This window comes from Paraburkholderia xenovorans LB400, from assembly GCF_000013645.1.
Classification (GTDB): Bacteria; Pseudomonadota; Gammaproteobacteria; order Burkholderiales; family Burkholderiaceae; genus Paraburkholderia; species Paraburkholderia xenovorans.
Window position 1 is genome coordinate 1,179,037 of record NC_007951.1, and the last position, 24,341, is coordinate 1,203,377.

Below are 24,341 nucleotides of genomic sequence, written 5' to 3' on the forward strand. Positions count from 1 at the left end.
CGGTGCGCTTCAGCCTTTAAACGGATTGTGTTCGCGCAGTTCATCCACATACGCGTGGATGCTGTTCTTTTCGTTGTCGAGAAAATGGCCGACTGCGTCCGCGAAAGCAGGATGCGCGAGCCAGTGCGCCGAGCGCGTCACCGTGGGCAGGAAGCCGCGCGCCATCTTGTGTTCGCCCTGGGCGCCGCCTTCGAACGCGCCGAGCTTTTCTTCGATGCAGAATTCGAGCGGCTGGTAGTACGCGGTTTCGAAGTGCAGGCACGGCACGTGTTCGAGCGCGCCCCAATAGCGGCCGTATAGCGTGCCGCCGGTTTTAGCGTCGCGCTGATACACCACGAGCGAGCTGGCGATCGGCTTGCCTTCGTATTCGGCGATCACGAGCAACAGATTTTCCGGCATCGACTCGCCGATCATGCGGAAGAAATCGAGGTTCAGATACGGACTCGAAAAGTGCTCGCGGTAAGTTTGCCGATAACACTTGCTGAAGAAACGCCAGTCCGCGTCCTGAATGTCTTCGCCGCGAATCCGGCGCATGGTCACGCCGGCTTCATGCACTTTGCGCCGCTCGGCGCGAATGTTCTTGCGCTTCTTCTGTTCGAGCGTGGAGAGGAAATCGTCGAAGTCGCGATAGCCGTCGTTGAGCCAATGGAACTGCACGCCTTCGCGTTGCATCATGCCCATTTCGGTGAGCGCGTTCGCTTCCGTTTCGGTGGGAAACAGCACATGCAGCGACGACACGTCGGCCTGCTCGGCGAACGCCATCAGCGTGGCCGCCAGATGCCTGAGCGCATGCGTATCCGCCGACAACAACCGGTTGCCTTGCACTGGCGTGAACGGCACCGCGCACAGCAGCTTCGGGTAATACGGCAAACCGTTGCGCTTGTAGGCGTCGGCCCAGGCCCAGTCGAACACGTACTCGCCGTACGAGTGTCCCTTCAGATACACCGGCGCGGCGGCCACGAGTTTGTCCGTGCGCGGGTCCGTCAGCGTGACGAATTGCGGCGCCCAGCCGGTATCGGCGACCGCGCAACGGGTCGCATGCAGGGCGCTCAGGAACTCGTGCCGCAGAAACGGCGTGGGTTGCGGCTGCTGCGCGAGAAGGGCATTCCATTCAGCGGCGTCCACCTCGGAGGGCGACGCCAGAATGCCCGTGCGATAATCAAAGCGTTCCTGGTTCAATCTGTGTGACTGTTCCCAATGAGCGGCGCAGCGCGTTGAGCGCTATGCCGATCGTTTATCCGATTTGTCCATTCCGTCGAGCTAACCAGCCGCGGTACTCGCAAGCCACGTCGGCTTGCCTGTCGATCCTGCCATGAAGACCCGAATCGCTCTTGCCCAAATCAATGTCACCGTCGGCGACTTCGCCGGCAACGTCGCCAAGATTGTCGCCGCCGCGCGCGCCGCGCACAACGATGGTGCGAAGCTGCTGATCGCGCCTGAACTCGCGCTCTCCGGCTATCCGCCTGAAGATCTGCTGCTGCGTCCCGCGTTCTATGCCGCGAGCGCTGCGGCGCTGGCCGACCTCGCTTTGCAACTGAAACCGTTCGCCGGGCTGCATGTGATCGTCGGCCATCCTTTCCGTGATGCGGCGCACGGTCATGGTAATGCAAACGCGCCGATCGAGCGCGGCGTGCCGCCGGTCGATACGTTCAATGCGGCTTCGCTGATCGTGGATGGTGAAGTGCGCGGCACGTATCGCAAGCAGGATCTGCCCAACACCGAGGTGTTCGACGAGAAGCGCTACTTCGCGGCCGACCCGCAGCCGTTCGTGTTCGAGCTCGACGGCGTGAAGTACGGCGTGGTGATCTGCGAGGACGCATGGCATGCGTCGGCGGCGCAAATGGCGAAGGCAGCGGGCGCGCAAGTCGTGCTGATTCCGAACGGCTCGCCGTATCACCTGAACAAGGAAGCGGTGCGCTTCGACATTCTGCGCGCGCGGATTCGCGAGACCGGCCTGCCGATGGTCTACGTGAACATGGTCGGCGCGCAGGACGAACTCGTGTTCGACGGCGGCTCGTTCGTGCTCGACGCAGAGGGCGAACTGGTCGCCAAGATGGCGCAGTTCGAAGAGGCGACCGCGATCGTCGAATTCGAAAACGGCAAGCCGCTGCACACTGCGATCGCGCCGGATCTCTCGATCGAGGCTCAGGTTTATGCGGCGCTCGTCATGGGCGTGCGCGACTACATCAACAAGAACGGTTTCCCCGGCGCGCTGATCGGCCTCTCGGGCGGCGTGGATTCGGCGCTGGTGCTGGCCGTCGCGTGCGACGCGCTCGGCGCTGACCGCGTGCGCGCGGTGATGATGCCGTCGCGCTACACCGCGGACATTTCCACCACCGACGCCGCCGAGATGGCGCGCCGCGTCGGCGTGCGCTACGACGAAATCGCGATCGCGCCGATGTTCGACGCGTTCCGCAGCTCGCTCGCGCAGGAATTCGCCGGCCGTGCCGAAGACGCCACCGAAGAAAACATTCAGGCGCGCATTCGCGGCACCTTGCTGATGGCGCTCTCGAACAAGTTCGGCTCGATCGTGTTGACCACCGGCAACAAGAGCGAAATGGCCGTGGGCTACTGCACGTTGTACGGCGACATGGCCGGCGGCTTCGCGGTCATCAAGGACATTGCGAAGACGCTGGTCTACCGGCTGTGCCATTACCGCAACCAGGCGACGACCTTCGGCAAGCAGGACGTCATTCCCGAACGGATCCTGACGCGCGCGCCGTCGGCGGAACTGCGCGAGAACCAGACCGATCAGGACAGCTTGCCGCCGTACGAAGTGCTCGACGCGATCATGCGCATGTACATGGAAGAGGACCGCTCGCTCGCCGAAATCATCGCGGCGGGCTACGCGGTCGAAGACGTCAAACGCGTCACGCGCCTCATCAAGATCAACGAGTACAAACGGCGTCAGGCGCCGATCGGCATTCGCGTCACGCATCGCGCATTCGGGCGCGACTGGCGTTATCCGATCACGTCGCGCTACACCGAACCGGTGGAGTGAACCGCGGCGCATCCGCAGCGAATCGCTGCGGACTCAACTGAACCACGCGCCGGATTGCCGCAACGCATCCGGCGCGGCGTAGAATAAAAATCATCCATTTCCCTTTCACTCTTCCAGACACGAGACGAGGTCCGCCATGAAGCGCATCACCGCAGTCATCAAACCGTTCAAACTCGACGAAGTGCGCGAGGCGCTCGCTGAAGTCGGCCTCACCGGGTTGACCGTCACCGAGGTCAAGGGCTTCGGCCGGCAGAAGGGGCATACCGAGCTCTATCGTGGTGCAGAGTACGTGGTCGACTTTCTGCCGAAAGTGAAGATCGAAGTGGTGGTGGCGGATATCCAGTGCGACCAGGTGATCGACGCGATCATCGGCGCGGCCCGCACGGGCAAGATCGGCGACGGCAAGATTTTCGTCGCGGACGTGGAGCGCGTGATTCGCATTCGCACCGGCGAAGAAAACGAAGCAGCGGTCTGAACTACCTGGCTTCGTCGTTCTGAAGTGGGGGCGCGGGCCGCAATTTACCGACTGCAACTCAGCTGCACAAGGCGGTCCGTCAATGCACCGCCGCGGTGCGCCCGGGCAGTGGCAAAACCGCGCGCTCAAATAAAAAACGGTGCGATACCCTTTCGGACATCGCACCGATACGCGCCTCTCGCAGCAGCGTGAAAAAGATTCTCTTTGAAGAACTTGTGACTACGCCCCGAAGGAACTCCCCCTCGGGGCCACCGTTCGATTAGAACGAGTGTTGAATACCTGCGTACACGCCAGTCTGGCTATGACCCGGCAGCGGGTTGTCCGTGCTGGTCGCCGTACCTGCGTTGTTCGCGTTCAGGCCGTAGTTAGCCGTCTTGCTGTTTTGCGTCGTCGCGACCTGGATGTCCAGCAGCGTGCGCTTGGACAGGTTGTACGAACCGCCGACCGTGTAGATCGTCGCGTTGCCCGCGCCATTGTTGCCGTTCACGTGGTAGACCGCTGCGATCAGCGCTGCAGCCGGCGTTGCTTGCCACGTCACACCGCCCCATTCGTGATCGAGCGTGGTCGGCTGGCCCGGCAGAACGCCCGTTGCACCTGCCGAACGGATAGCCTGGTAAGCACCCTGAATCTTGAACTGGCCGAGGAACACGTTCACGAAAGCCGAGTATTCACGCGATGCCGCGAATACGCCGCTGCCGATGTTGCCCGCATTGACGACGCTTGCGTTCGGGCCGTACAGGGTACCGTTCGTCGGATTGCGGATTTCGTCATACATGCCGCGAATCTGGAACAGCGAGTTCGTGTAGGTGATCTGCGCGCCGGCTTCACGACCTTGCGGGGTGGTGCCGTTACCGTTCCAGCTCGTTGCATTCGACAGCGCGTATTGGCCGTAGAAGTCAAAGCCTGCGATCTTCGGCGACTGGTACGCGAAGTTGTTGCTCGATTGCGGCCAGTTGCGGCCACGCACCAGCGATGCCGACGACCAGTTGGATTGACCGAACGGGTCGAAGTCCCAATCGCCGTTCGAGATGAACAGCATGCGGCCCATCGTGAACGTACCGTACTGGTCGTTCGAGAGGCCGACAGTTGCCCAACGATTGAAGAGACCGCCGCCGCCAGGGCCTGCACCCGTCATGGTGTTGAAGGAGCCTTCCAACTGGAACAGGACCTTGTTGCCGCCACCGATGTCCTCAACGCCCTTCAAGCCCCACAGGCTGGTACCCCAGTCGCCGCTTTCCGCGCGCCAGCGGTTCGTGCTGCCAGTTGCCTGACCATTCGCACCCACGCCTTGCGGGACGCCCGTCATGTATTCGATACCGGCGTCAAGGCGGCCGTACAGCGTCACGCTGCTTTGGGCGTGCGCAACAACACCGGCTGTCATCAGCGCAGCGGCGAGCAAAGCTTTCTTCATCTTCTCCTCCATACCCTGTCAAAAAGTGAAACCCAGTACTGCGAATGGTGCTCGGCCGCAAGCTGCGCCGAACAGAAATCGGTACCAGGGAGATTAGCGGGTGGATTGGGTCTCCTGCCGTGACGTGTAGCCTTGAGGCTATCTGGTCGCCATGCCGATCCCTCGCCGACCGGTTCTCCTCTGTGCTTTGAAGTGAAACTACTTTTAATCAACTTTGTTTTGCTACTTTGGTTACTAATTTATCAAAAATACCCTTCAGTGGGAGAAGAAATTAGTACCTGCCTCGTTTGATGTCTCCAAATTGCAATAAGAATGTGCGCGACCGCCCGCCGCAACATCGTAAAAAAACGTGCAAACCCTTACGCGACAAGGGAATCACGGTTCGGCGGAAGCAACGTTAAGGATTGCCACTATTGACGCTTAAGATGCGGCAGAGTAGGGCGGAAAGGCGGGGCCTGGAGGCGGCAGGGGCACGGATTTCGCGCCCAAAATCGGCGGAATGTGCAGTTGACCGAAACAAAAAAGGCGCTCGTAAGCGCCTTGTAATACTGCTTCGACTACAGCCCAAATAGCGGGTTGTCAGCGGCTCTCTATTTGAGGCTGCCGGAGAGGAATTGCTTGAGCCGTTCGCTCTTCGTGTTCCTGAATACTTCGTCGGGATGGCCTTCTTCTTCCACCCGGCCTTGATGCAGAAACATCACGTGGTTCGACACGTTGCGCGAGAATGCCATTTCATGCGTGACGACTATCATCGTGCGGCCTTCTTCGGCGAGCTTCTGCATGACCTTCAGCACTTCGCCGACCAGTTCCGGGTCGAGCGCGGAAGTCGGCTCGTCGAACAGCATCACGTCCGGGTTCATGGCCAGCGCGCGGGCAATCGCCACGCGCTGCTGCTGGCCGCCCGACAGATGCGACGGATACTGCTTTTCGAGGCGCGGCGCGAGCCCGACCTTTTCCAGATATTCACGCGCGCGCTCTTCGGCTTCCTTGCGCTTCAGACCCAGCACGTTGACGGGCGCCTCGATGATGTTCTCGAGCACGTTCATATGCGCCCACAGGTTGAAGTGCTGAAACACCATCGAAAGCCGGGTGCGCACGCGCTGCAACTGCTTCGGGTCGGACACGCGCAGCGCGCCGTTCTTGCCGATCTGCGTGCGCACTTCTTCACCGTCGACGAAGATGCGCCCGGAGTTCGGCTGTTCGAGAAAGTTGATGCAGCGAAGCATCGTGCTCTTGCCCGAACCGGACGAGCCGATCACGCTGATCACGTCTCCGGCGTTGGCTTTGAGCGACACGCCTTTGAGAACTTCGTTGTCGCCGTACTGTTTGTGAAGCTCGTCGACAAAGAGCTTCTGCTTCTTGGTGTTCATCAGGATCCTTGGGCGTGCTTACTTGCTGAGGGCGCGGTGCCCCGGGTTACTTGCCTTGCGGCCGCAGGTAAGCGAGCCAGCGGCGCTCGGCGCAGCGGAACAGCCATACGAGCGCGAAAGAGATGCACAGATAGAGCACGGCAGCGATGCCGAATGCATTGAACGACTGATACGTCGCGGAGTTCACGTCGCGCGCGATCTTGAGGATGTCCGGCACGGTCGCGGTAAACGCGACGGTAGTGGCGTGCAGCATCAGGATCACTTCATTGCTGTAGTAGGGCAATGCGCGGCGCAATGCCGACGGCAGAATCACGCGCCGGTACAGCGTGAACGACGACATGCCATAAGCGCGCGCCGCTTCGATTTCGCCATACGGCGTGGCTCTGATCGCGCCGGCGAAAATCTCGGTGGTGTACGCGCAGGTGTTCAGCGTGAAGGCGAGCAGCGTGCAATGCATGCCGTCGCGGAAGAACGCGTTGGTGAGTTCGTGATTGCGAATGATCTCGAGGCTGTACAAGCCGGTGTAGCAGAGCAGCAACTGCACATACAGCGGCGTGCCGCGGAAGATGTACGTATACAGCCACACCAGACCGGCAAGCCACTTCTTCTTCGACACGCGCGCTACCGCGAGCGGAATCGACAGGCAGAAGCCGAGCCCGATCGACACCACCAGCAGCCACAGCGTGATCGCGAGTCCGGTGAAGCGGTAGCCGTCGGTATAAAGATAATTGCGCCAGTATTCCTGAATGATCTCGATCATAGATCCGCCTTTCGCACGCCGGTCGAGTAACGCCTGTCGAGGTACATCAGCACGAAGTTGGACACTGTGGTGATGACGAGATAGATCGCCCCTGCGAACAGGGTGAAGAAGAAGAACCGCAGCGTGCCCTTGCCCGCGTCCTGCGAGGCCTTGACGACGTCCGCGAGGCCGATGATCGACACCAGCGCCGTGGCCTTGACCATCACCTGCCAGTTATTGCCGATGCCGGGCAGCGCGAAGCGCATCATCTGCGGGAACATCACGCGCGAGAACACCTGCCAGCCGGTCATGCCGTATGCCGCGCCGGCTTCGAGCTGGCCGCGCGGCACGGCGAGAAACGCGCCGCGGAAGGTCTCGGTGAAGTACGCGCCGTAAATGAAGCCGAGCACCGCGACGCCGGCCACGAACGGATCGATGTCGATCTGGTCCCAGCCGAGCAGATCGGTCAGGTTGTTCAGCCAGATCTGGATGCTATAGAACAGCAGCAGCATCAGCACCAGATCGGGCACGCCGCGCACGAGCGTGGTGTAGACGGTGCCTACGCCGTTCGAGATACGGTTTTTCGACAGTTTCGCCGCCGCGCCGAGCAGGCCCAGCACGAAAGCGAACGCCAGCGACAACACCGCCAGTTTGACGGTTTGCCAGGTGCCGTTGAGAAGCAGCGGGCCGTAGCCTTGAAGGAACATAGGGGGTCCTTGACGATGTGTTTGCGACACACCGCGAAAGACGCGGCCAACTCTGCGCCGCGTTTGCCGCGAGCTTGTGGCTCGCCGTGATCTGCGGCGCACAGCGCACCGCTGTGCAAATCATGACTGCATGGCCGTTGCCGGTCCTGCAGCGCGCTTTTCGACTCTTGTCGTGAAACTGCTTGTGAATCTACTGCCGACTGTATTACGAAGCCCCGCGAAAGCCCATGCGGGCGAGCCCCCGGTTGGGCGGGCCGCGCCCGGTAGCCGGCCGTCGCTATTCTAGGCGGTCAAAATTGTCACGCCGCTGGGGGTTTCCGCTTCGGTGCAAGGCGCTCCGTTCGATGCATCGGCACAGCCTGGCGCCTTGCTGAAATGCGCCGCTATTGCGTCGCGCCCCGCCGTGGCGAGGCTGCCGGTGCGCCTTGGGCGCTCAGGCAATCTCGAAAAGGGCGGTATTTTACCCGAACGCGGACGAGGCGCCAGTCCGGCGGGATTCCAGCGGCAAACTGCCGTGCGAAGACGTTGTGCAGGCGCGACGCGGCTGCGTTCCGGCCGGCGCATAAGCGGGCTTGTGCAGTGATTGCGGCGATTGCGGTGATTGATGAAACGATCCGGTGCGCCTGTGCCGATTGTCTTGCGCAACCCGTGCCCATACATTGCCTGCATCGCTATTTATTCCCCGGAGTCCCACCATCATGTTCGAGATTCGCCGCTCGCACGAACGCGGCCACGCCAACCACGGCTGGCTCGACTCGTATCACAGCTTTTCGTTTGCCGACTATCGCGATCCCCAGCACGTTCATTTCGGTCCGCTGCGGGTCATCAACGAAGACCGGATCGCCGGCGGCCAGGGTTTCGGCACACATGGCCATCGCGATATGGAAATCGTCACGTATGTGCTCGAAGGCGCGCTGGCTCACCGTGACAGCATGGGCAACGGCTCGACCATCCGTCCCGGCGACGTGCAGCGCATGAGCGCCGGCACGGGCGTGCAGCACAGCGAGTTCAACGCATCGCAGGATGAACCCGTGCATCTGCTGCAGATCTGGGTGATTCCGCAACGCGCGGGCGACCAGCCGGGCTATGAGGAAAAACGCTTCGACGCCGTCGACAAGCGCGGCCGCCTGCGCGTGGTCGCTTCGCCCGATGGCCGCGAGGGCTCGGTGACGATCCATGCGGATGCGTCGATTTACGCGGCGCTGATCGACGGCGCGGAAACGGCCACGTTCGCGCTGCCCAAAGGACGGCTCGCCTATGTGCACATAGCGCGCGGCGCGGTGACGGTAAACGGCGAGGCGCTCCAGGCGGGCGACGCCGCGAGGCTCAGCGACACGGATACGGTGACGCTGGAGAAGGGTGAGAACGCTGAAGTGCTGCTGTTCGATCTGGGTCAACTCAACGGCTAGGCCGGAATTCGCCGGCGACGTGCTTCGTTGTTCCAGAAGGAAAGGTTGAACGCGCAACGAGCACGCCGCGTAACAAAAAAAACGCCACGGAAGGAAACCTCCGTGGCGTTTTTGCATCCGCCGACAAAGCAGGTGGCCGCGCAAGCCGCCTGCTGCCTGTCCGCGCCGCTTACTGATTGGCAGCCGGCGCCGACGCCGCGCCCTTGCGATGCTCCCAGCGCTCACGCATCTTCTCGTGGCGCGACTCCATCTTCGCAAAGCGCTGCTTGAGCGCCGTGCTGACGGTGGTCTTCTGCTGGTCGTTCAGGCCGTTGTAGAACTTGAGCCAGGCGTCCGAGGTTTGCTGACGCAGTTGCGCGTCTTTCTGCTCGACCTGCTGGTGTGCGGCGGCCATTGCGTTCAGATCCAGGATCGGCTGTTGCTGCGCGGCCTTGAACTGGTTCTTGATCTGCTCATGGTTGGCGCGCATGGCCTCATGGTTCTGCTTCATGGTATCCAGCGCGGCTTGCCACTGCTTTTCCTGATCCGCGTTCAGCTTCAGCTGATCGTGCAGTTGCGTCAGCTGCTTCATGAACTGGCCGTGCCAGCCGCCGGGGCCGCCGTGCCCGGCGGGTTGTGCGGCATAGGCAGCGCCCGCGCCGATGGCGAGAGCAGTGGCGGCAACGGCGAGAACGCGCGACATCTTTTTGGTGGACATGTGAGACTCCCTGTAATGGAATAGCCGACGATGCAACCGGTTAAAGTGGACGGCCTGCACTCGGTAAGACACAGCGTAGAGAACTGCGCACTTCGCTGTGTTACGTGGCAGGATGCGGCTGTTACGGCGGATTACGCACAGCTTTCACCGTAACACCCGGTAACCCTTGGGGCCGGTTTGAAATCCAAAACCCTTCCTGCTGCGCGTTAAACTTCATCTCATGGCTACTCAAATACTTGTTGTCGACGACGACGTCGAATTGCGCGACCTGCTGCGCGACTATCTGGCCCGCCAGGGGATCGAGGTTTCGGTGCTGCACGACGCGGGCTCGCTCGAACGGCGGCTCGAACGCGAGCGCCCGGATCTGATCGTGCTCGACCTGATGATGCCCGGCGTCGACGGGCTCACGGCGCTGCGCAAGCTGCGCGCGTCGGGCGACGACATCCCCGTGATCATGCTCACGGCGCGTGCGGACGACGTCGACCGCATTGTCGGATTGGAGCTAGGCGCGGACGACTACCTCGGCAAGCCGTTCAATCCGCGCGAGTTGCTGGCGCGCGTGCAGGCCGTGCTGCGCCGCCGCCGCACGCTGCCGTCCGCGGCAGCGCCGGAGCAGCGCGAGCCGTTCAATTTCGGCCGCTTCACGCTGGACTTCCAGTCGCGCACGCTGCATCTGGAAGACAAGCCGCTCACGTTGTCGGGCAGCGAATTCGCATTGCTGAAGATTTTCGTCAATCACCCCATGCGCACACTCACGCGCGAGCGCCTGCTCGAACTGCTGCACGGTCCGGAATACGACGGCACCGACCGCGGCATCGACGTACAGGTCTGGCGTCTGCGCCGCATTCTCGAAACCGACCCGTCCACGCCGCGCTTCATTCAAACCGTGCGCGGCCGCGGCTACGTGTTCGTGCCAGACGGCGAACAGCATGCGTCGGCCCATTGATTCGCTGTTCGGGCGGCTGGCGCTGCTAGTCGTCGCGGTATTGCTGCTGTCGCATTTCGCGTGGTACGCGCTCATGCGCCTCGAGCGCAGTCAACTGCAAACGCGCTACGCGGTCGAAGAAGCCACCTTCCTCGTCGACGCGGTGCGTCAGCACGTCGCGCGGACGCCGGATCAGCCGTTGCCGTCACGCGTGAAGCTGGTCGATCCGGCGAGCCCGGAAGTGCCGCCGGAAACAGCGGACATGCCGCCGCCAATGGAGCGTTTCGTCGAAGACGTGCGCGACCGCATGCCGTCCGGCACGCAGGTGCGCGTCGGCCTGCCCGGCCGTCCGCCCACGCTGTGGGTGCGCGCCACGTCGGATCGAAGCTGGATCGTCGTGCCGGTGCAGCCGTTGCGCACGCCGCGCTCGCTCGACCGCACGGTGTTGTGGCTCGCCATCATTTTCTCGTTTGCGGTCATGGCGGCGCTCTTTGCCGCGTGGGCGCTCCAGCAGCCGTTGCGCTCGCTCGCCCAGGCGGTGGCGCGCTTCGGGCGCGGCCTGCCGGTGCCGCCGGTGCCTGAGCGCGGCCCGCGCGAGTTGCGTCAATTGACACACGGGTTCAACCAGATGGTCCAGGAAGTGGCGCGCACGGAGAACGACCGCGCCGTGATGCTGGCGGGTGTCGCGCACGATCTGAAAACGCCGCTCGCGCGTTTGAGGCTGCGCGCCGAGATGATGGAAGAAGTGAAGATGCGCGACGGCGTGGTGCGCGACGTCGACTCCATGACGCATATCGTCGACCAGTTCCTGGTGTTCGCCCACGACGGCGCCGATCGCAGCGAAGCGGTCGAAGTGGATGCGCAGTGCGAGCGGGTGGTGCGCAGTTATCGCGCGGTGGCTTCCGGCACGCCGACCGTGCAGACCGAACTCAACGCGGGGCCGGCGTTCCTGTTGCCGGCCGCCACGCTCGACCGGATTCTGTCGAACCTGCTCGACAATGCGCACGCGTACGGCGCGCCGCCCATCGTCGTCGCCACGGCGCGTACTCCGCAAGGCTTCACCTTGTCGGTGAGCGACAGCGGCGGCGGCATCGCGGCGCAGGATCTGATCAACGCCAGCCGGCCGTTCGTGCGGCTCGATCCGGCGCGCGGCGGCAATGGCCATAGCGGCCTCGGGCTCGCCATTGTCGAGCGGCTGGTGCGGCGTGCGGGTGGGGAGTGGGAGATCGGCAACCACGGCGGGCGTGGCTTGCGCGTCTTGATGAGCTTTCCGTTCGACGTGTTGCCGCGGGTCGCGGCCACTTCGGAGAACGCCTGGTCATGATGGGGGGCGCGGCGCCGGCTCCTGTAGCCTGCACCGCGCGCCGAGATCCGGATGCAAGGTCCAGCGGCGCGGTGTGGCCAGGGGGCGGCGCGCTAGTCTGAAAACAGCGTATTCAGCGCATTCGCCGCGTCGCTATCCACGGTATTCCACGTCACCGTTTCGGCTTCGAAAATGTAATGCGTGGTGTATTTGCCGAGACGCGCCAGGATCTCTTCCTGAATCAGCTCTGGCGCCACCTCCAGTTTCAGATACCACGCGGTGGACGACAGGCGCGTCTGGAACGCGCCGTATTCAGCCAGCAGATGGTCGAACGCGTCAGCATCCTGATCGCGACAGACGATGACCAGATTTCCCTTCATGCGAATCTCCGTAATAGCGGTAGCGGCAACCTTGATATCAGGGTCGATCATACCTGCTTCGTTACGGGATGCCCGAGGGCGTGTCTTGCGCTGCGTCAGCGTGCGTGCCGATGCGGCGTGCGCGGCGGCATGCTCAGCTTGCGCGCGTATCGGGACACGGGTGGGAGCGTTACCAGACGTTGGCCACGGTGCGGGCGGGCGGCGCGGTGTCGTCGGGCGGCAGGGCTTCGGTGCGGTCGCGGCCGCCCGATTTCGCCGCGTAAAGCGCGGTGTCGGCGCGGCTCATGATCCGTTCGGGCAGGTCGTCGGCGGAGAGTTCGGTAATGCCGATGCTCACGCTTAAGCCCACGGAAGCGGGCAGCTTCGGCGAAGGCATCGCTTTCAGACGCAGCCGCAGGCGCTCGACGACTTCGCGGCCGCCGGCCAGGTCCGTGGCCGGCAGCAGCAGCCCGAATTCTTCGCCGCCGAGCCGGCCGATCGCATCGGCGCCGCGCAACTCGGCGCGGCAGGTGTCGACGAAATGTTCGAGCGCGCGGTCGCCGGCAGCGTGGCCGAAGCGGTCGTTGATCTGCTTGAAGTGGTCGAGGTCGGCGATCGCCATGCACAACGGTTCGTTGCCCAGATGCGCGCGCTCGATCTCACGGCGCAGCAGGTCGAGGAAGTAGCGCCGCGACAGCGCACCGGTCAGCGCGTCGTGACGGGCCTCCGCGGACAGCAGCGTGTTGGCCGATTGCAGTTGCTCGGCCAGATCGCGGGTAGCGCGATGGTGACGCCGCTCGCGCACATACGAGACGGTGATCACCCACGCCAGCGCGACCGTGCCGGCCAGCGTCAGGAACACCAGCAGATGATCGCGCTTGTGATTGCGCAGCAGTTCCGGCCAGGCGGCGAGCGGATCGATCAGGTGCGCCGACAGCCCCGAGTTCAGGCCGCCGCGCGCCTGATAGAGCGACGGCACGGGGCGCTCGGACACGCCGAACAGTTGTCCGGCCACGGCGGTCGGCACCCACGGCGCCTGCTCGCGTACTTGCGAATCGACGCTGATCTGGATGTCGGGAAACGTATCGCGCTGATAGATGAGCTTGCGCTCGGCGGGGGACATCTGCATGGCGCGTGAGTTCGGCAGCGCACGGCCTTCGAGCGTGCTGTTGTGCGCCATGATGATGACGCCGTTCTCGTCGGTGACGAAGGTGCCGGCATGCGCGACCCAGTGGCGCAGCCGCGCGATCCCGACCTTGGCGACGACCACGCCGACCAGCAGACCCTCCGAATATGCCGGCGCGGCGATGAAGATGCCCGGCTCGCCGCTCGTGCGGCCCACGCCATAGGCTTCGGAGAACGCGCCGAGCAGCGCGTTGGTCAGATAGCCGCGCACGCGCATGTCGGTGCCGACGAAAGAACGCTCGGCCGCGAGCGGATTGTTCGCGGCGTTGCTCGAGGCGACGCAGATGCCGTTCGCATTGACGAGCCAGATCTGGTCGAGCCCGGAGAAACCTTGCGCGTCGTGCAGGAAGTTGCTCACGGCGGTCATCTTCGCGTCTTTCAGTAACGCGGCACGCAAGGCGGGTTCCGTCGCCTCGCTGTTCACGGCATAATTCTGAGATTGCACCAGGGCACGCTGGACCACGTCCATTTCGGCCATGGTCGCGGGGATGGCGCGAGACATTGCGAGGTCGCTGGCGATCACCTCCGCCATGTTGTCGACGATCGACGTGGACATTTGCCGCTGCGCACGCAGGGCCGCGTCCAGCTCTTGCTGTACCATCCGGTCCGCAACCATGCCGGCCACGAACCAGCAAACCAGTACGATCAGCAAGAAGCTGACCGGCCCGGTTGCCTGGCGCAAGGTTGTCCTGTTCATCGACTCTGTGATCCGTCTGGCTGTGACATGCAACTAGCTCATTCGTGGCAGCGCGCCGGCGCTGGTTCGCCCCTGCGCAAGCGCCCGGCAATACGCCGCCGCTGTGGCCCGGGATAAATCGACGGCAGGCGCCGTCTCCTGATTTTAACCGTCATGGGGCCTGACGCCATCGTTATTGCGGGAATGCGAAGCCCGCGTATTGCGCCCATCAGGTTCTTAACGGCGGACCGGTCGGTTTCTTGATGGCTGTACGGGTTTTCCGGGTTGCCCCGGCGTGATTCCGGGTCGCGGCCGCGCTCGCCGAAGCCGTGGTCCGCACGCGACGATGAATGGCCAGCCGCGCGAAGGCTACGCACGGCCGCAACGGCGTGAGCCGGGCGTTCCCCGTTATTTGCCGCTATTTGCCGCGAAAGGTTGTGCCTGAAACATAGGATGGTGTAGTGTCGTGCCGTCCAAAACAAGGAAAGCCCGCCAGCCCTACGGGCGGCGCCTGCGGCGACAGGAGTCCGGCTTGAAGGTTGTGGTCCTGGGCGGCCTCGCCCGCGGTCCCATCCTTCACCGGTCCACGTGTCTCCAACGCTAACGATTTACCGCGCCCACGCGTTTTGCCATGCCTGATTTCCGCTTTCCGGACCGATCTTCAGACCGCCGCGCCGCAGCCGCGGCCTCCTTTTCGAACAGCTGGCTCGACGGGGAGGGCATCTGATGGATTTCAGCTTCAACCTCAAGCGCACCGCCAATGCGTCGGCATGGCGGGTGTTGCCCAACCGCTGGGACTTCGTCGCCTTTCCGCTGATCATCTGCCTGATCGCGATGGCGGCGATCGGCTTTCACGAGACCTTGGCGCCCATGTCGACGCTCAAGACTCAAGCCATCTCCCTCGATCCGGCGAATCTGCCCGAGTACGCCATGCGCACCACGCTGCGCATGCTGGCGGCGATGGTCGCCTCGCTGGTCTTCACGCTGGCGTACGGCACGCTGGCGGCCAAGAGCCGCCGCGCCGGCCTCGTGCTGGTGCCGATTCTGGACATCCTGCAGTCGGTGCCGGTGCTCGGCTACATTTCGTTTACGGTCACGTTCTTCCTCGCGCTGTTTCCCGGCCGCGTGCTCGGCGCCGAACTGGCGGCGATCTTCGCGATCTTCACGAGCCAGGCGTGGAACATGACGTTCAGCTTCTACCAGTCGCTGCGCACGGTGCCGCGCGATCTGGACGAAGTCTCGCGCGGCTTTCATCTGACTTCGTGGCAGCGCTTCTGGAAACTGGAAGTCCCGTTCTCGATGCCGGGCCTCATCTGGAACATGATGATGTCGATGTCGGGCGGCTGGTTCTTCGTGGTGGCGTCCGAAGCGATCACGGTCGGCAACCGGACGATCATCCTGCCTGGGATCGGCGCATATCTGGCGCAGGCGATCTCGGACAAGAACCTGCACGCGATCGGCTGGGTGATTCTCGCCATGACGATCGTGATTCTCGCGTACGACCAGTTGCTGTTCCGCCCGCTCGTGGCGTGGGCCGACAAATTCCGCATGGAAAACACCAGTTCGGGCGACGCGCCGGAATCGTGGCTGCTCGATCTGATTCGCCGCACGCGCCTGATCCATCGGCTGCTGGTGCCGCTCGGCTGGATGTTCGCCAAGGCCGCGCGCGTGCCGCTGCGGCTGCCGGCCTTCCAGGGTCCGCGCTTCCAGATCCCGCAGATGCAGAAGAGTTCGCGCGTCGGCGATATCGTGTGGGCCGCGCTGGTGCTGGTCACGACCGTCTACGTGGTGTACCGCGTCTTCATGTACGTGCGCACCGGCGTCTCGCTGGACGAAGTCTGGCACGTGTTCGTGCTCGGGCTCATCACGCTGCTGCGGGTGGTGGTGCTGATCGCGCTGGCCTCAGTGGTGTGGGTGCCGGTTGGGGTGCTGATCGGCTTGCGCCCGGCGCTCGCCGAGAAGATCCAGCCGCTCGCGCAGTTTCTCGCCGCGTTCCCGGCCAATCTGCTGTTCCCGGTGTTCGTGATCGCGATCGTGCGTTTCCATCTGAACCCGGACATCTGGCTGTCGCCGCTGATCGTGCTCGGCACTCAGTGGTATATCCTGTTCAACGTGATTGCCGGCGCGACGTCGTATCCGAACGACTATCGCGAGGCGGCCAAGAACTTCCATATCCGCGGCTGGCAATGGTGGCGTCAGGCGATCCTGCCGGGCATTTTCCCGTATTACGTCACGGGCGCGATCACCGCGTCGGGCGGCGCGTGGAATGCGAGCATCGTCGCCGAATTCGTGCAGTGGGGCGACACCAAAGTGGCCGCGCATGGGTTGGGCGCTTACATTGCCCAGTCCACCGCGGCGGGCGATTATCCGAAGATCATTGTGGGCATCGCCGTGATGTCCCTGTTCGTGACCCTGTTCAACCGTCTGCTGTGGCGTCCGATGTACGCCTACGCCGAAGCCAAGCTCCGGCTCGATTGAGTAATAAAGGCAAAACGCGATGCAAAATCCTAAAGCTGCTATGACCGCCGCGCCGATCCAGACGCCGCCGAAGCCGCCGCGCCTCGGCGAAGAGATCCTGCGCGTCAAGGACGTGTGCCGCGGTTTCAACAAGTCGCAGGGCGAACTGCTCGTTCTCGACGACGCGAACCTGTCGCTGCGCGAAGGCGAGATTGTCGGGCTGCTGGGCCGTTCGGGCTCGGGCAAGTCCACGCTGCTGCGTATCATTGCCGGTCTGATCGAGCCGACCGACGGCGAAGTCACGTATATGGGCAAGCCGCTCGACGGCCCCGCCAAGGGCGTCGCGATGGTATTCCAGACCTTCGCGCTGTTCCCGTGGCTGACCGTGCTGCAGAACGTGGAAGCGGGCCTCGAAGCGCAGGGCGTCGGCGCCAGCGAGCGGCGCACGCGCGCGCTCGCCGCGATTGACCTGATCGGTCTGGACGGTTTCGAGAACGCCTATCCGCGCGAACTGTCGGGCGGCATGCGCCAGCGCGTGGGCTTTGCGCGCGCGCTGGTGGTCGACCCCACGCTGCTGCTGATGGACGAGCCGTTCTCCGCGCTCGACGTGCTGACCGCCGAAACGCTGCGTACCGACCTGCTCGATCTGTGGACGCAAGGCCGCATGCCGATCAAGGCGGTGCTAATCGTCACGCACAACATCGAGGAAGCGGTGTTCATGTGCGACCGGATTCTGGTGCTGTCGTCGAATCCGGGGCGCGTGATCGCCGAGATCAAGGTGCCGTTCAAGCATCCGCGCAATCGCCTGGATCCGGCGTTCCGCCGGCTGGTGGACGAGATCTACGCGAAGATGACCGCGCGCCAGACCGACGAAAAGACCAAGAAGGGGCTCGAGCTGCACAGCTGGCTGCCGCATGTGTCGACCAACCTGATGGCCGGTCTGATCGAGACGCTGGCGGCGGCGCCGTACCACGGCCGCGCCGACATGCCGGAAATCGCCCGTTCGCTGCATCTGGAGGTGGACGATCTGTTCCCGGTGGCTGAAGTGCTGCAGCATCTCGGTTTCGCCGACGTGCGCGAAGGCGATATTTTCCTGACGCCGCCGGCACGCGTGTTTGCCGAGTTCGGCACGCAGGAACGCAAGATGATGTTCGCCGAGCATCTGCTGCGGCACGTGCCGCTCGCCGCGCGAATCAAGAAGGTGCTCAACGAGCGGCCGGGGCATCGCGCGCCGCGCGTGCGCTTCGAGCAGGAACTGGAGGATTTTCTGTCCGACAGCGCTGCCGAAGAGACGCTCGACGCGGTCATCAACTGGGGCCGTTATGGCGAGATCTTCTCGTACAACGACCAGACCGAAATCTTCAGTCTGGAAGACGTGGAGTCTTGAGCGCGCTTGCGTAGCCAGCCTGAGTAACCATCGAGGCGCTCGGCGCTGAAGCGAAGCAAAAAACGGCAAGGGAGACCCTGCCGTTTTTTCATTGCCGCGCGCTTATTGCAGATTGCCCCAGCGTGCAACGGCCGGTTCCGCGGACGCCCACTTCCAGCCCTTGTCCTGCTGGCACGCGCTCGCCGTGTACCAGTCCTCATGCGCGTTCGGGCCGTCGCCGTCCTGCACCGAGAACACGAACTCCTTGCAGAGCGCGAGCGCCGAACCGAACGCGCGCGTCACGCGCACCTGGCCGTGACCGTTTTCGATCGGCAGCGTGTGCTTGACCGCCCACGGCCGGGTTTCGCCGACCGGCATGGCGCCCGCCAACGCGGCGATCATGTTCTGCTGATCGGTGTGCATGGTGCGCATATAGTGGCCGACGGCTTCGTCTGTCGCGGCCTGCACGGCAATGCCGACACCGATGCCGATGGCCGGATTGGACGTCACCAGACCGGACGCGACACCAGCCGCCGCGCCGCTCGCCGCGCCGACCGACGAGCAGCCGCTCGTCAGGATGCTCGCGCCGACGCACAGCGCCCCGGCCAGCACGAGCCGCAGACGCAGTCGCTTGCCGGACCACACAGCGGACCAGGCAGCGGACCGAGCAGCGGACCGAGCAGCGAGGCGAGGGCGGCGCGCCGTGAGGTCGGCCGTAGGTGAGCGCGCCGTCATTGCAACGCGCCCCAACGTTCGGTGGCCGGTTCGGCCGATGCCCATTTCCAGTTGTCGCCGTCACGGCAGATCGACGCGACGTAAAACGCGCTGCTGGCCGGCACGTTCTTGGTGGCCGTCTGATCGACGGAGAAGACGATTTCCTTGCAGTCGAGCGCGCCCGCGCTGATCGTGCGGCTGACGGTGACGCGGCCATGTTCGTCGTCTTCGATCGGCACCGAGTGGGTCACGCTCCACGGCGCAACGGCGCCTACGTCCAGCGGTCCGGCAATCTTCGCGATGCCGTCCTGCGTATTCTTGTGGACCACGCGCTCCGAGTACTGCACGCCGGCACGCGCGGCGGCCACCGCGCCGAGACCGATGCCGGTGGCGACCGCTGCGTTGCTCGTGACCTTCGCCGCGAGCGCGGCGCCCGCGATACCGGCCCCGGCCGTGGCGCCTTCCGAATAGAGCGAGCTACAGCCGCTCAACGCCGACGAGATGGCCACGACGAGAGCAACGAGCGCCGTTGCATGGGCATGTCCACGCGCGGCGGTTCGTTTGGTCCATTCGGCCCACACCATACTTTTTTGCATTTCCCTGTCTCTGCTCCTGCAAGTGCCTTTCGTTCGCGCTCGAGAGCCACTGTATGAACGAGTGACACGCGTTCCCCACCCAGCAATACGTGTGCCGCATTTTGCAGCATGCTATTTGTAATTGGCAGAGGGAAAATGCAAGCAATTGCAAAAGATGGTGCGAGACAAATCGGTTTCTGGTGGGCGCTCGCCGATTTTGATTGGTGGTGCGAAGGGATTTGAGGCGAGGTCCGGAGCGCGTAGCGCGGGTCTTTTGCAACCGGCGGCCGGTACATGACTCAGGCGCTCGCGTGACGCTCACGCAATTGCGCCACGTGAGCGCCACGTCATGAACTCATTGCTCGGCTTCTTCTTCCGCGCTTTCGTCGCCGTATGCGCTCAGGCGGTTGTACAGCGTCTTGAGACTCACGCCGAGGGCTTTGGCCGCACGCCGTTTGTCGCCGCCACAATATTTGAGCGTGCCGAGAATGATCTGTTTTTGCGCATCGGCGAGCGGCGTGCCGATCCATACGCTCATCGCATCGCCCTGCGTCATGGGCTTTTTCACGCGCGACGCAAGATGCGGATGCGGCAGCTCCACCGTCTTCTCCGCGAGAATGAACGCGCGATACACCGCGTTCTTCAACTCGCGCACGTTGCCCGGCCACGACCAGGTGCGCAGCGTTTCGATCGATCTTTTGCTGAAGCTTTTGCTCGTGCCTTCCTGCTGATTGAGCAACGCGAGGAAATGCTGCGCGAGCAGTTCGCGATCATTCTCGCGCTCGCGCAGCGGCGGCGCGCGCAGCGGGAAAACCGCGAGCCGGTACATGAGGTCTTCACGCAAACCGTTTTCCTTGACCGCCACCGCCGGGTCGCGATTGGTCGCGGCGATCACGCGCACGTTGCCGCTGATCAGGTCGGTGCCGCCTACCCGGTAGAACGTGCCGGTTTCGAGCGCGCGCAGAAGTTTGACCTGACGCACCGGCGCCATTTCGGTGATTTCGTCGAGGAACAGCGTGCCGCCGTTCGCGTGTTCGAAGTAGCCGATGCGGCCCTGGACCGCGCCCGTGAAACTGCCTTTCTCGTGGCCGAACAGTTCGGCTTCGATGAGTTCGTCGGGAATCGCGCCGCAGTTCACGGCGACGAACGGTGCGTCCCGGCGGCTGCTTTTATCGTGAATCGTGCGGGCGATCAGCTCCTTGCCCGTGCCGGATTCGCCGATGATCAGCGCGGTCGCGTCGGTGCTGGCGACGCGTTCGATCTGCTCGTACAGATCGAGCATCACCGGCGACGAGCCGTACAGCAGACCGTACGATTTCAGTCCCGCGATGCCGTCCGCGACGCGCTGCTTCGCCAGTGCCGAAGCATGGCCGCCGGTGGAGACGGTGGGCGAGTCCAGGTCGATTGACGCCATAAACGGGGGTCCTGTGCAAATGAGTTCGTTGTTGCGGCGCGCAGGCCTGGGAACGAGATAAACCAGTCAAGCCGCTATCTCTCAAAGATTGATTTAACCACTTGGACACCGTTTTCGGCAAACGATGTCAGCGTTGTCGGGATACATTCCTATGCGGTCGGTCGAAAGTGCCTGGCGTCGCGGTCGTTCTTCATTCAGAGGGCGAAGTTACCGGGCACGGCGTTTGCGACTCCGATCCGACACGCGTTTGCTTTTCCGCGCGATTCACTTCTTGCTTCGCGATGGCGGCAACCACGCTCGCCGATTCGCATCGATTCGTATCGATTCGCAGAATGCGCAGATTCGCCGGAAAACACACGCGAACGCCGAACTCAGACCAGGAGTGAATGATGACTGACACCACGCAACAGCTCGCACTCGGCGGCCAGAAGATTGTCGAAGACCTGCGGGTGCTGCTGAAGGACTCGGAAGAAATGCTGCGGCTTGCCGCCAACGTGCCGGGCGAGGGCGTCGGCGCGCTGCGCGACAAGCTGGGTACGCATGTCGAAACCCTGCAGTCGGCGCTTGGCGACGCGCAGCAGAATGCGCAGCGGCGTTACCGCACAGCCGCGGTCAATACGGAGCGCTATGTGCGGCACAATCCGTGGCGCTCGGTCGCCATCGCGGCGGGCGTCGGCTTCGTGCTCGGCATGCTGACCGCGCGCTGATGCGCGCTCATGCGCGTTCCGCGATCAATCCGCTTCATGAAGACAAGGAGTTCACGATGGCACGACCCAAGATCGGCATTTTCGGCGCGCTGATGGCGCTCGGCGGCTTTCTGGCCATCCGTTACGTGCAGCGCAGCCGCGCCGCTCAAGTTCCCGCGGCGCGAGAATTGAGCCGTTGGGAAAACGAGGGCGGCACGGTGGCGACCCCGTCCACACCGGCGGCGAGTGCCGCGCCGGCAGCGGAAGTAAGCCCGGGCACCCCCGGCGCCAACGGCTCCGCCTATCCGAACGGCAATGGCGGTGCATGGCCGTTTCCGCGCAGTTGAGCGGTTTGCCGGACGGCGTTATTAGCGCGCGGCTCTAACGGGCGGCGCGCGATGCACATTACAGATTTGTACCAATAAAGCCGTATAATAGGCAATTAGACAACAATGACGGTTTTCGCCGCGGGTTTCGGCCCTGTATTGTTGCAAAATTGGATCAAGTTGCCGGCAGGTGTGTTGACTTGAGGTTGGCGGGTGCTCGCATTGGAGTGCCCGGTAACGCGGGCGAAACGCCGAGCCGCCGGCGCGCTCTTCAGCATGCGCCATAGCATGTTTTCCCATACCCACGCTTGCAGGCTTTCGAGACGCGATGCCACATGTACTGATTGTCGATGACGATGCCGGTACCCGCGAGGCGCTTTCCGCCATCATCGGGGAAGACGGTCTGACCACCGCCACCGCGGGCGATTTGCGCGAAGCGCGCATTCAACTGGTCCGGCAGATGCCGGACGTCGTCTTTACGGACCTGAAGCTGCCGGATGGCAGCGGGGTCGATCTGTTCGAAGATCTGGATCCGCGCTCCGGCGTGGAAGTGATCGTGATTACCGGCCACGCCACGGTCGAGTCGGCGGTCAACGCGCTGAAAATGGGCGCCACCGACTATCTGGTCAAGCCGATCAACATGCAGCGCGTGAAGGCGATTCTGTCGCGCCTGCCGCGCGCCGGCGACCTGAAAGCGGAAATCGGCACGCTGCGCGGCGAGTTGCGCCGCATGGGCCGCTTCGGTCTGATGCTCGGCAATTCGCCGGCCATGCAGGAGGTCTACGACCAGATTGGCCGGGTCGCGCCAACGGCGGCCTCGGTCATGCTGGTGGGCGAATCGGGCACCGGCAAGGAAGTCGCCGCGCAGACGCTGCACCAGTTGAGCTTGCGTCGCAAGCATGCGTTTCTCGCGGTGAACTGCGGCGCGATCTCGCCGAATCTGATCGAATCGGAAATGTTCGGCCACGAGCGCGGCTCGTTCACCGGCGCGGACCGTCAGCATAAGGGCTATTTCGAGCGCGCGAACGGCGGCACGCTGTTCCTCGACGAAATCACCGAGATGCCGATCGAGTTGCAGGTCAAGCTGCTGCGTGTGCTCGAAACCGGCATGTTCATGCGGGTCGGCACGACCAAAGAGATCGAAACGGACGTGCGCCTGATTGCGGCCACCAACCGCGATCCCGAGCAGGCCGTGCTGGAAGGCAAGCTGCGGCTGGACCTGTACCATCGGTTGAACGTGTTTCCGATCAGCCTGCCGCCGTTGCGTGATCGAGGCAAAGACGTGGAACTGCTGGCCCAGGCTTTCCTCGACGAACTCAACGAACGCCACAGCACCAGAAAGCATTTCCCGCCGGCCGTGAAGGACATGCTGATGTCGTATCCGTGGCCGGGCAATGTGCGCGAGCTGAAGAATTACGTGCAACGCGCACACATCATGTCGGGCTCGGATTCGGACAGCACGGCGACCGTGCCGCTGCAGATCACGCTGTCCAAGCCCGCGGCCGGTACGGCGATCACGATTCCGTTCGGCACTTCGCTTGCCGAAGCGGACCGTCAGCTGATTCTGGCCACGCTCGAGCAGTGCGGCGGCGTGAAGACGCGGGCCGCCGAGATTCTCGGCATCAGCCTCAAGACGCTGTATAACCGCCTCGTCGAGTACGGCAACGACGCACGGGAAGACGGCGACGCCGCCGATGAATCGCGCGCGCTCGGCGGCGCGGACGCCTGACGGCGCAACTCGTCGGTCGTGCGCCGGCGCCGCGCCATGCGGTGCCGCTTGACGCGTTGCTAGCGCCACGCCCCCGCCGGGAGCGGCACTATAACGGCACAGGCCTTGCTGCGATCCAATGGAACGCAAACGAGGATACCAACATGCCGCAATACGCTGCCGCTCCCGAGCTTCCGTTGCCGAAGCACGCTCATCGTCCCGAGCCGATCGAACCGCCGTCCGCGCCTCCGGTCGCGCCGCCGAGCCCCGGCGAACCCGACACGATTCCTGTTCCGAGTCCCGATCCGGGGCCGCAACCGATCGAACCCATCGAGCCGGTCGCGCCGCCGATCGGCGATCCGCCGCCGCAGCCCACGCAAACGCCACAAGCCAGTCAGCGTCGGCCGTTACAGTCGCTACGCATGCAACTCTGACGCGTTCGGTGCGTTACACCACAGTCCGGCGTAGAGAATTTATGTACTTGTTACAAAGCTGGCGCATCTTTTACCGGCAATTTACCTTGGTGACCCCTAGACTGTATTGATGCCGCAAACGTGGCGGCGGGCTTCCCCTGGAGGCGTGGATCATGAGACATCCAGCATTGCGACGTTCAGCGCGCCATTCGAAGCGCGATTCCCGACCGGGCGGCAGCAAAGACGGCCCGCCGGCGTCGCCCGATCCGGCAGGGCAGAACCGCGTCGCACCCGATGCGCCGCCGGACGGCGAGCACAACCAGGGTGGGGTGCGCCCGGAAGGGCTCGAATACCAGCGCGACCTGGGCTCGGAACAGGACGCGTAAAGCCGATGAGGGCCGATGGCGGCCGGTAAGCAGGCCTTC

At 63.6% G+C, this 24,341-nt stretch carries 23 protein-coding genes; 12 read left to right on the plus strand and 11 right to left on the minus strand.

Annotated elements, in window-relative coordinates:
* Positions 1-9 precede the first annotated feature (9 nt).
* Positions 10-1,179, minus strand: a complete 1,170-nt coding sequence (locus BXE_RS05130; protein ID WP_011487330.1) for a GNAT family N-acetyltransferase — start codon at positions 1,177-1,179, stop codon at positions 10-12.
* Between the two features lie 133 nt (positions 1,180-1,312).
* Here BXE_RS05130 and BXE_RS05135 point away from each other — a divergent pair, with 133 nt between their 5' ends.
* Both BXE_RS05135 and BXE_RS05140 read left to right on the plus strand, forming a co-directional pair.
* Positions 1,313-3,001 carry an NAD+ synthase gene (locus BXE_RS05135; protein ID WP_011487331.1) on the plus strand — a complete coding sequence of 563 codons (1,689 nt, stop codon included), beginning with the start codon at positions 1,313-1,315 and terminating at the stop codon, positions 2,999-3,001.
* 136 nt (positions 3,002-3,137) lie between these two features.
* Positions 3,138-3,476, plus strand: a complete 339-nt coding sequence (locus BXE_RS05140) for a P-II family nitrogen regulator (protein WP_007175822.1) — start codon at positions 3,138-3,140, stop codon at positions 3,474-3,476.
* 259 nt (positions 3,477-3,735) lie between these two features.
* Here the strand turns inward: BXE_RS05140 and BXE_RS05145 are convergent, their stop codons facing one another.
* The 4 genes from BXE_RS05145 to BXE_RS05160 form a co-directional block, all read right to left on the minus strand.
* Positions 3,736-4,887 (minus strand): porin, encoded by a 1,152-nt coding sequence (locus tag BXE_RS05145; RefSeq protein ID WP_011487332.1) that lies wholly within the window; start codon positions 4,885-4,887, stop codon positions 3,736-3,738.
* 590 nt (positions 4,888-5,477) lie between these two features.
* On the minus strand, positions 5,478-6,257 hold the full coding sequence (locus BXE_RS05150; RefSeq protein ID WP_011487333.1) for an ABC transporter ATP-binding protein: 780 nt from the start codon (positions 6,255-6,257) through the stop codon (positions 5,478-5,480).
* 46 nt (positions 6,258-6,303) lie between these two features.
* Positions 6,304-7,017, minus strand: a complete 714-nt coding sequence (locus BXE_RS05155; RefSeq protein WP_007175819.1) for an ABC transporter permease — start codon at positions 7,015-7,017, stop codon at positions 6,304-6,306.
* Positions 7,014-7,703 (minus strand): ABC transporter permease, encoded by a 690-nt coding sequence (locus BXE_RS05160; RefSeq protein WP_011487334.1) that lies wholly within the window; start codon positions 7,701-7,703, stop codon positions 7,014-7,016. The genes BXE_RS05155 and BXE_RS05160 overlap by 4 nt, the downstream gene beginning before the upstream one ends.
* Before the next feature lie 698 nt (positions 7,704-8,401).
* On the opposite strand from BXE_RS05160, the gene BXE_RS05165 reads away from it, so the two are divergent.
* A complete protein-coding gene (locus tag BXE_RS05165; protein ID WP_011487336.1) occupies positions 8,402-9,112 on the plus strand; it encodes a pirin family protein in 711 nt (236 codons plus the stop codon).
* Positions 9,113-9,281: 169 nt separating this feature from the next.
* Here the strand turns inward: BXE_RS05165 and BXE_RS05170 are convergent, their stop codons facing one another.
* Complete coding sequence (locus BXE_RS05170; RefSeq protein ID WP_011487337.1) at positions 9,282-9,809, minus strand: periplasmic heavy metal sensor; 528 nt, start codon at positions 9,807-9,809, stop codon at positions 9,282-9,284.
* Between the two features lie 220 nt (positions 9,810-10,029).
* Between BXE_RS05170 and BXE_RS05175 the strand changes: the two genes are divergently transcribed.
* Together BXE_RS05175 and BXE_RS05180 are read left to right on the plus strand one after the other, a co-directional pair.
* Positions 10,030-10,755, plus strand: a complete 726-nt coding sequence (locus tag BXE_RS05175; RefSeq protein WP_007175815.1) for a response regulator — start codon at positions 10,030-10,032, stop codon at positions 10,753-10,755.
* Positions 10,739-12,058 carry an ATP-binding protein gene (locus tag BXE_RS05180; RefSeq protein ID WP_011487338.1) on the plus strand — a complete coding sequence of 440 codons (1,320 nt, stop codon included), beginning with the start codon at positions 10,739-10,741 and terminating at the stop codon, positions 12,056-12,058. The genes BXE_RS05175 and BXE_RS05180 overlap by 17 nt, the downstream gene beginning before the upstream one ends.
* Positions 12,059-12,150: 92 nt before the next feature.
* Here the strand turns inward: BXE_RS05180 and BXE_RS05185 are convergent, their stop codons facing one another.
* Entirely contained in the window at positions 12,151-12,417 is a 267-nt protein-coding gene (locus BXE_RS05185) for a double-stranded DNA-specific endonuclease (protein WP_038458190.1), read from the minus strand.
* A 169-nt stretch (positions 12,418-12,586) separates the two neighbouring features.
* The gene (locus BXE_RS05190) at positions 12,587-14,278 is read right to left on the minus strand and encodes a sensor domain-containing diguanylate cyclase (RefSeq protein ID WP_011487340.1); all 1,692 of its coding nucleotides are present in this window, start codon (positions 14,276-14,278) and stop codon (positions 12,587-12,589) included.
* 705 nt (positions 14,279-14,983) lie between these two features.
* On the opposite strand from BXE_RS05190, the gene BXE_RS05195 reads away from it, so the two are divergent.
* Positions 14,984-16,735, plus strand: a complete 1,752-nt coding sequence (locus BXE_RS05195; protein WP_011487341.1) for an ABC transporter permease — start codon at positions 14,984-14,986, stop codon at positions 16,733-16,735.
* Between the two features lie 19 nt (positions 16,736-16,754).
* Positions 16,755-18,101: an ABC transporter ATP-binding protein gene (locus tag BXE_RS05200; protein WP_007175810.1), complete on the plus strand. Its 1,347-nt coding sequence runs from the start codon at positions 16,755-16,757 to the stop codon at positions 18,099-18,101.
* A gap of 102 nt (positions 18,102-18,203) precedes the next feature.
* Here BXE_RS05200 and BXE_RS05205 read toward each other — a convergent pair whose 3' ends face one another.
* The 3 genes from BXE_RS05205 to BXE_RS05215 all read right to left on the minus strand — a co-directional run bounded on the left by BXE_RS05205 (position 18,204) and on the right by BXE_RS05215 (position 20,783).
* Positions 18,204-18,815 carry a hypothetical protein gene (locus tag BXE_RS05205; protein WP_011487342.1) on the minus strand — a complete coding sequence of 204 codons (612 nt, stop codon included), beginning with the start codon at positions 18,813-18,815 and terminating at the stop codon, positions 18,204-18,206.
* On the minus strand, positions 18,812-19,390 hold the full coding sequence (locus tag BXE_RS05210) for a hypothetical protein (protein WP_011487343.1): 579 nt from the start codon (positions 19,388-19,390) through the stop codon (positions 18,812-18,814). Before BXE_RS05210 ends, BXE_RS05205 begins: the two co-directional genes overlap by 4 nt.
* Before the next feature lie 334 nt (positions 19,391-19,724).
* A complete protein-coding gene (locus BXE_RS05215) occupies positions 19,725-20,783 on the minus strand; it encodes a sigma-54 interaction domain-containing protein (protein ID WP_011487344.1) in 1,059 nt (352 codons plus the stop codon).
* Between the two features lie 389 nt (positions 20,784-21,172).
* Here BXE_RS05215 and BXE_RS05220 point away from each other — a divergent pair, with 389 nt between their 5' ends.
* From BXE_RS05220 to BXE_RS05240, 5 genes are all read left to right on the plus strand, one after another.
* On the plus strand, positions 21,173-21,490 hold the full coding sequence (locus tag BXE_RS05220) for a DUF883 family protein (protein WP_011487345.1): 318 nt from the start codon (positions 21,173-21,175) through the stop codon (positions 21,488-21,490).
* A gap of 56 nt (positions 21,491-21,546) precedes the next feature.
* Complete coding sequence (locus BXE_RS05225; protein WP_011487346.1) at positions 21,547-21,816, plus strand: hypothetical protein; 270 nt, start codon at positions 21,547-21,549, stop codon at positions 21,814-21,816.
* A 307-nt stretch (positions 21,817-22,123) separates the two neighbouring features.
* A complete protein-coding gene (locus tag BXE_RS05230) occupies positions 22,124-23,524 on the plus strand; it encodes a sigma-54-dependent transcriptional regulator (protein WP_011487347.1) in 1,401 nt (466 codons plus the stop codon).
* Between the two features lie 143 nt (positions 23,525-23,667).
* Positions 23,668-23,937 (plus strand): hypothetical protein, encoded by a 270-nt coding sequence (locus BXE_RS05235; RefSeq protein ID WP_038456692.1) that lies wholly within the window; start codon positions 23,668-23,670, stop codon positions 23,935-23,937.
* Positions 23,938-24,089: 152 nt separating this feature from the next.
* On the plus strand, positions 24,090-24,302 hold the full coding sequence (locus BXE_RS05240) for a hypothetical protein (RefSeq protein ID WP_007175802.1): 213 nt from the start codon (positions 24,090-24,092) through the stop codon (positions 24,300-24,302).
* Positions 24,303-24,341: the final 39 nt, after the last annotated feature.